We start from the raw sequence: 6,114 nt of genomic DNA, 5'->3' as shown, positions 1-6,114 counted from the left end.
GCATGTAGGCATTCGACGCCCGGCAGCCCACCCCGGACACCACCGACCGCGCGTTCGCCGCAGTGCGTGCCGGTGACTGTCTCGACGTGTACAACGACGGGCACGACAACATGAGCGCCAGGACTCCGGTCCGGGTGGGCTGCCGGGCGTCGAATGCCTACATGCACGTCAACCGTGTCAGCACCACCACCGGGGCCGGCAGTTCCTGCGACAGCGGGCCGGGCTTCACCTGGTGGCGCAAGTCCGGTGCGGACGGTGTCGAGCGGACACTCTGCCTCGACCGGGTGTTCCAGGTGGGCCAGTGCTTCCCCGCGCAGGTCAAAGGGGCGGCCAATGCCGATCTGACGGTGGTGTGGGACTGCGGCGCGTCGACCGTGCCCCGGGCCGGCCAGTCGATCCTCCGGATCACCGGCTACTACCGGGCGCCCGCGGCGGGCACGAACTGGACCTGTCCGGCCGGGCGCGGGGAGCGGTTCTGGTACTGGCCGGTGAACAACGGCCGGAGCATCATCTGCGCCTCGGCGGCCTGAACCGGCACGGCACAGCACCGCGCTCCCGACGGGGCAGCACCGTGCCGGCCGTTCCGGCCCCGGGGCACGCGAGCCCGGCGTGATCCGGACGAGAGGCGCTAGATCACCAGGCTCAGCAGCGCCGCCACCACGAACCCCGCGACCGACAGGACCGTCTCCAGGACCGTCCAGGACTTCAGGGTGTCGCGTTCGGAGATGCCGAAGTACTTCGACACCATCCAGAAGCCGCCGTCGTTCACGTGCGAGGCGAAGATCGAGCCGGCCGAGATCGCCATGATGATCAGGGCGAGATGTGCCTGGGACAGGTCCTGGCCCTCGACCAGCGGGACGACGATGCCCGCGGTGGTGACGATGGCGACGGTCGCCGAGCCCTGGGCGACGCGCAGGACCACGGAGATCAGCCAGGCGAGCAGGATGACCGGCAGACCGACGTCGTCGAAGGTCGTGGCGAGGGCGTCCGCGATGCCGCTCGCCTTGAGGACGGCGCCGAACACACCGCCCGCGCCGACCACCAGCAGGATGTTGCCGACCGGCTTCAGGGACGAGGTGGACACCGATTCCAGGGACTTGCGGGACCAGCCGCGGCGGATGCCCAGCAGGTAGTACGCCAGCACCAGCGCGATCGTCAGGGCGACGAAGGGGTTGCCGAAGAACTCGACGACCGAGCGCGGCGTGGAGGGGTCCAGCGCGATGGAGGAGAACGTCGCGGCGAGGATCAGCACCAGCGGGGTGCCGATGATCGTGAGTACGGTGGAGAGCGCGACCGGTTCCTCGCGCGGGGTGACCCCGGCGGCCCGCTGCTCGGCGACGACCGCGGCCCTGGCCTCCTCGGCGGCCTCGACCATGTCCTGCGGGACCGCGACGAAGATCCGCCTGCCGATCCACGCGGCGTAGCCCCAGGCGGCGAGTACGGACGGGATGCCGACGACGGCGCCCATCAGGATGACCCAGCCGAGGGAGACGTGGAAGAGTCCGGCGGCGGCGACCGGTCCCGGGTGCGGCGGCAGGAACGCGTGGGTCATGGACAGACCCGCCAGCAGCGGCATCGCGTAGAGCAGGATCGATTTGCCGGACCGCTTGGCGGCGGCGTACACGATCGGCGCGAGGACGAAGATGCCGACGTCGAAGAAGACCGGGATGCCGAAGATGAGGCCGGTGAGGCCCATGGCGAGCGGGGCCCGCTTCTCGCCGAAGAGGTTCAGCAGCCGGGTGCTCAGCACCTCTGCTCCGCCGGAGACTTCGAGGATCGCGCCGAGCATCGTGCCGAGGCCGATGATGATCGCCACGTGGCCGAGGATGCCGCCCATGCCGGACTCGACGACGGAGACGGCGGCGGACTTCTGGACCGTGCCGAAGAGTTCGGTGACGGAGAGTCCGGCGCCCAGGCCGACGGCTATGGAGACGGCGAGCAGCGCGACGAACGGCTGAAGCCTGACCTTGATGATCAGGAAGAGGAGGAGGGCGATGCCGAGGGCGGCGACGGTCAGCAGACCGGCGGTGCCGTCGATGAGCGGAAGGATTCCGCCGGTGTGGGAGGGTGCCTCGGCCGGTGGTGGGGTTGCGGCGAGCAGCATGCGTAACTCCGTTGTCGGAGAAGGGGTTTCGGGTGTGGGGGAGCGCGGCACGGCGCCCCCGTGGGGTGGGGCGCCGTGCCGTGCGCGATCGTGCGGCGGTGCGGGTGCGGCAAGTGGATCAGCTGGTTCAGCCGAGGACCGCGAGCGCGTCGATCTCGATGAGCAGGCCCTTGGGGAGGCCGACGTAGACCGTCGTGCGGGCGGCGGGGGCGGCCTTGAGGTCCTGCTCGCCGAAGTAGGAGTTGTAGATCTCGTTCATCTCGGCGAAGTGGTCCACGTCCGTGAGGTAGACACGCATCATCATCACGTCGTCCCAGCTCGCGCCGCCCTCCTCCAGGATCGCCTTGACGTTGGCGAAGGTCTGGAGCGTCTGCTCGCGCAGGGTCGGGCCGGCGGGGGTCGGGGCCCGGCCCTCCGCGGCGGGCAGGAAGCCGACCTGGCCGGCGACCTGGAGGATGTTCCCCTTCTTCACGCCGTGCGAGAACTTCGCGGGGGGCGTGGTGTGGGTGCTCGGGGTGAGGGCGATCTTCTCGGTCATGGCTTTCAGGCTTTCTTGGGTCGGGTGGTGCCGGAGTACTCCCGGCTGATGGAGTCGGCGGTGCGGCGCACCAACGGGAGCAGGGTGAGGAGTTCCTCGGCCGTGACGACGACATTGGGTGCGGAGACCGACATCGCGGCGACGACCCGCCCGTCCGCCCCCCGGATGGGGGCGCCGATGCAGTTGATGGATTCCTCGTGGCCACCGAGGTCGGTGGCCCAGCCCTGTTCGCGGACGACGGTGAGCTCCTTGAGGAAGGCACCGGCGTTCGGGGTCGAACGGGACGTGTACATGGGGTAGTCGAGCTTCTCGGCGACGGCGCGCCGCTCGGGCTCGGAGAGGTCGGCGAGGAGCAGCTTCGCGACGGCGGCGACGGTGATCGCGACGGGCTTGCCGATCCGCGAGTACATCCTGACCGGGTAGCGGCTCTCGACCTTGTCGATGTAGAGGACTTCCTGCTCCTCGTACACCGCGAGATGCACGGTGTGCCCGCAGCTCTCGTTGAGTTCGACGAGGTGGGGGTGGGCGATCTCCCGTACGTCGAGGTTCTCCACGGCCTCCTGCGCGAGGGCGAAGAGGCGGGCGCCGAGGCGGTAGCGCTGGTCCTGCTGGCGGTAGACGAGCCCGTGCTCGTGGAGCGTACGGAGCAGGCGCAGCGCCGTGGACTTGTGGACGCCGAGCCGCTCGGCGACCTGGCCGAGGTCTGCGGGCCCCTGGGCGAGCAGCGGCAGGATGCTCAGCGCCCGGTCGACGGTCTGACTCATGTCGTACGTACCTCCTGGTCGTCCCCCGTCCACCCGGGGCCGAGACGAAGTCTCCCCCAGGCCTCGTCGTCCAGTGCGGCAAGGGAGTCGGCGTGCGCGCGGGCCGGCGGGGCGGTGAGGTCGCCGGGGACGGTGAGGACGGCGGCGGCCATGAGGTGGCCGTGCCGGACGCGGTCGCGTACGGGGAGGCCGCGCAGGGTGGCGGAGAGGAACCCGGCGGCGAAGGCGTCGCCCGCGCCGACGGGGGCGACGACGTCCACCCGGAGGGCGGGGACGGTGGTGGTGACGTCGTCGGCATCCGGGGTGTCTCCGGTGCCCGGGACGTTGTCGGGCCCCGGGGCGTCGCCGGTGCCCGAGAAGACCGTCGCGCCCTCCGCGCCCCGCTTCACGACCAGGGTGGCCGGCTCCGGCAGCGCGGCGCGGATCGCCGCCGCGCCGGTCACCCCCCAGGCCTCCTCCGCCTCGTCCTCGCCGACGAAGACCAGGTCGCTGCGGCGGGCCAGGTCGAGGAGCACCCCGGGGGACGCGTCGGCGTCGCGCCACAGGCCCGGCCGGTGGTTGACGTCGAAGGAGATCAGCGGGCGGCCGGGGCGGGGGGCGGTCAGGTCGTGGAGCAGGGCCAGGCAGTCGGCGGAGAGCGCCGCGGTGATGCCGGACAGGTGCAGGATGCGGGTCGCGGGGAGCGTCGCGTACGGGATGTTGTCCGGGGACATCGCGGACGCGGCGGAACCGGCCCGGTAGTAGGCGACCTCGTGCACATCGGTGGCCCGGTCGGTCGCGGTGCGGAAGTAGATGCCGGTGGGCCGGGACGGATCGCGCCGCACGCCGGAGGTGTCGACCCCGTAGCCGGCGATCGCCTCGACGAGGTGGTCGCCGAAGCCGTCCGCGCCGACCCGGCTGACCCAGGCCGCCCGGTGGCCGGCCGCGGCCAGTGCGCAGGCGACGTTGGACTCGGCGCCGCCGATGCCGCGGCCGAAGGAGGGTACGTCGGCGAGGCGTCCGGGCTGCGACGGCAGGAACGTCACCATGGACTCGCCGAGGCAGACGACTTCGGCGGCCGTGGCGGCGTCGGCGGACCTGGCCGGGGTTCCGGACACTCGGGGCTCCTCGCGGGTTCGGTGGTGCGGTTCGGGCGCGGCGGGGGTTGCACGCCATTGACCCGGCGTCGGCTCGGATGTTAGACAGCGTTAAGCGATATACGCAATGGGTGTTGCATATGATGCAACGATGACTTCGATCGAGGAGGCCCCCTTGGCCGCCGACCGTCCTGTGTCCGGACTTGCCGACGAGCTGGTCGACCACCGCTTCAAGGCACTCCCGCCCGACGCGGAGGGCCTGACCGTCGGCGCCCTCGCCGCCGAGCGCCGCAATCTCTTCACGGGCGGCTTCACCACCCCGGTGCTCGCCCTGTCCGCGGAGTCGGTCGAGCACAACCTCGCCCTCCTGGAGACGTACGCGGAGCGCCACGGGCTCGCCTTCGCCCCGCACGGCAAGACCTCCATGTCCCCGCAGCTCTTCGCCCGCCAGCTGGAGTACGGCGCCTGGGGCATCACCGCGGCCGTGCCGCACCAGGCGCGGGTCTACCGGGCGTACGGGATCCGGCGGATCTTCCTCGCCAACGAACTCGTCGACGCCCCGGCCCTGCGCTGGCTCGCCGCCGAGCTGGACTCCGACCCGGAGTTCCGCTTCGTCTGTTACGTCGACTCGGTGCGTGGCGTGGAGCTGATGGACGAGGCGCTGCGCGCGGCGGGCGCCGCCCGCCCCGTGGACGTGGTGGTGGAGCTGGGCGCGGGCGAGGGCGCGCGCACCGGCGCCCGTACCGAGGCCGACTGCGTGGCGGTGGCCGACGCGGTGGCGGCGGCCGGGACGCTGCGGCTGGTGGGCGTGGCCGGTTACGAGGGCGAGGTGCCGGAGGCGTCCGCCGAGCGGGTACGGGCCTGGCTGGAGCGGCTCGTCGCGCTGGCCGCCGACCTCGACCGGGCGGGGCGCTTCGCGGCCGGCGAGCAGATCGTGATCAGCGCGGGCGGGAGTGCGTGGTTCGACGCGGTGGCGGAGGTGTTCGCGCGGATCCCGGAGCTCTCCGCGCCGGTGCTGAAGCTGCTGCGCTCGGGCGCCTATGTCTCGCACGACGACGGCCACTACCGCCATCTGACCCCGTTCAACCGGGTGCCGGAGGAGGGGGAGCTGCAGCCCGCCTTCCGGCTGTGGGCGCAGGTCGTGTCGCGCCCGACGGACGAGCAGGCGTTCCTCAACGCGGGCAAGCGGGACGCGGCGTACGACCTCGATCTGCCCGAGGCGCAGGTCGTGCGGTCCGGCCGGGACGGCACGGTGCGGCCCGCGACGGGTATCTCGGTGACCGGTCTCTCCGACCAGCACGCGTGGGTGCGTACCGAGCCGGGTGCGGAGCTGGAGGTGGGTGACTGGGTGGGGATGGGTCTGTCGCACCCGTGCACCAGTTTCGACAAGTGGCAGCTGATTCCGCTGGTCGCGGCGGACGGGACGGTCACGGACTACATCCGTACGTTCTTCTGATCCCTGCCGGTCCTGTTGGTCGCTGCCGGCCCTGCTGGTCCTGCTGGTCGCTGCTGGTCGCTGCTGGTCGCTGCTGATTCCTGCCGGTCCCTGCGGTCGGCCGGCTGCGGGTGGGGGGAGTTGCCCTGCGGGGCTGCTCCCCCGGCCCGCCCCTTGCCGTAACCGGGGGCTCCGCC

Annotated in this window: 6 protein-coding genes and 1 pseudogene; 2 read left to right on the top strand and 5 right to left on the bottom strand. The window is 71.9% G+C overall.

Annotated elements, in window-relative coordinates; all coding sequences use genetic code 11:
- Positions 1 to 62 precede the first annotated feature (62 nt).
- Positions 63 to 530, top strand: a complete 468-nt coding sequence (locus AADR41_RS40660) for an LppU/SCO3897 family protein (protein WP_446751202.1) — start codon at positions 63 to 65, stop codon at positions 528 to 530.
- A gap of 98 nt (positions 531 to 628) precedes the next feature.
- On the opposite strand, the gene AADR41_RS40655 is transcribed toward AADR41_RS40660, so the two are convergent.
- The 4 genes from AADR41_RS40655 to AADR41_RS40640 all read right to left on the bottom strand — a co-directional run bounded on the left by AADR41_RS40655 (position 629) and on the right by AADR41_RS40640 (position 4,503).
- On the bottom strand, positions 629 to 2,104 hold the full coding sequence (locus AADR41_RS40655) for a GntP family permease (RefSeq protein ID WP_342287366.1): 1,476 nt from the start codon (positions 2,102 to 2,104) through the stop codon (positions 629 to 631).
- Between the two features lie 127 nt (positions 2,105 to 2,231).
- Positions 2,232 to 2,642, bottom strand: coding sequence for a RidA family protein (locus tag AADR41_RS40650; protein ID WP_342287365.1), 411 nt, complete (start codon positions 2,640 to 2,642; stop codon positions 2,232 to 2,234).
- Between the two features lie 5 nt (positions 2,643 to 2,647).
- Positions 2,648 to 3,406 (bottom strand): IclR family transcriptional regulator, encoded by a 759-nt coding sequence (locus tag AADR41_RS40645; RefSeq protein ID WP_326767466.1) that lies wholly within the window; start codon positions 3,404 to 3,406, stop codon positions 2,648 to 2,650.
- Positions 3,403 to 4,503, bottom strand: coding sequence for a sugar kinase (locus tag AADR41_RS40640; protein ID WP_342287362.1), 1,101 nt, complete (start codon positions 4,501 to 4,503; stop codon positions 3,403 to 3,405). The genes AADR41_RS40645 and AADR41_RS40640 overlap by 4 nt, the downstream gene beginning before the upstream one ends.
- Before the next feature lie 130 nt (positions 4,504 to 4,633).
- On the opposite strand from AADR41_RS40640, the gene AADR41_RS40635 reads away from it, so the two are divergent.
- A complete protein-coding gene (locus tag AADR41_RS40635; RefSeq protein WP_342287360.1) occupies positions 4,634 to 5,938 on the top strand; it encodes an alanine racemase in 1,305 nt (434 codons plus the stop codon).
- Here the strand turns inward: AADR41_RS40635 and AADR41_RS40630 are convergent.
- Positions 5,917 to 6,114 (bottom strand): annotated as a pseudogene (locus AADR41_RS40630) (hypothetical protein); the annotation flags it as partial. The gene AADR41_RS40635 and the pseudogene AADR41_RS40630 sit on opposite strands and share 22 nt — an antisense overlap.

The sequence above is a fragment of the Streptomyces sp. CLV115 genome (assembly GCF_038448545.1).
Lineage (GTDB): Bacteria > Actinomycetota > Actinomycetes > Streptomycetales > Streptomycetaceae > Streptomyces > Streptomyces sanglieri.
The sequence above is the reverse complement of the archived record's forward strand: the minus strand, read 5'-3'. Positions and strand labels throughout refer to the sequence as shown.

Excerpts from the sequence above, each read along its gene's own strand:
- AADR41_RS40655 (WP_342287366.1), bottom strand. The coding sequence starts at position 2,104 with ATGCTGCTCGCCGCAACCCCACCACCGGCCGAGGCACCCTCCCACACC.
- AADR41_RS40650 (WP_342287365.1), bottom strand. The coding sequence starts at position 2,642 with ATGACCGAGAAGATCGCCCTCACCCCGAGCACCCACACCACGCCCCCC.
- AADR41_RS40645 (WP_326767466.1), bottom strand. The coding sequence starts at position 3,406 with ATGAGTCAGACCGTCGACCGGGCGCTGAGCATCCTGCCGCTGCTCGCC.
- AADR41_RS40635 (WP_342287360.1), top strand. The coding sequence starts at position 4,634 with ATGACTTCGATCGAGGAGGCCCCCTTGGCCGCCGACCGTCCTGTGTCC.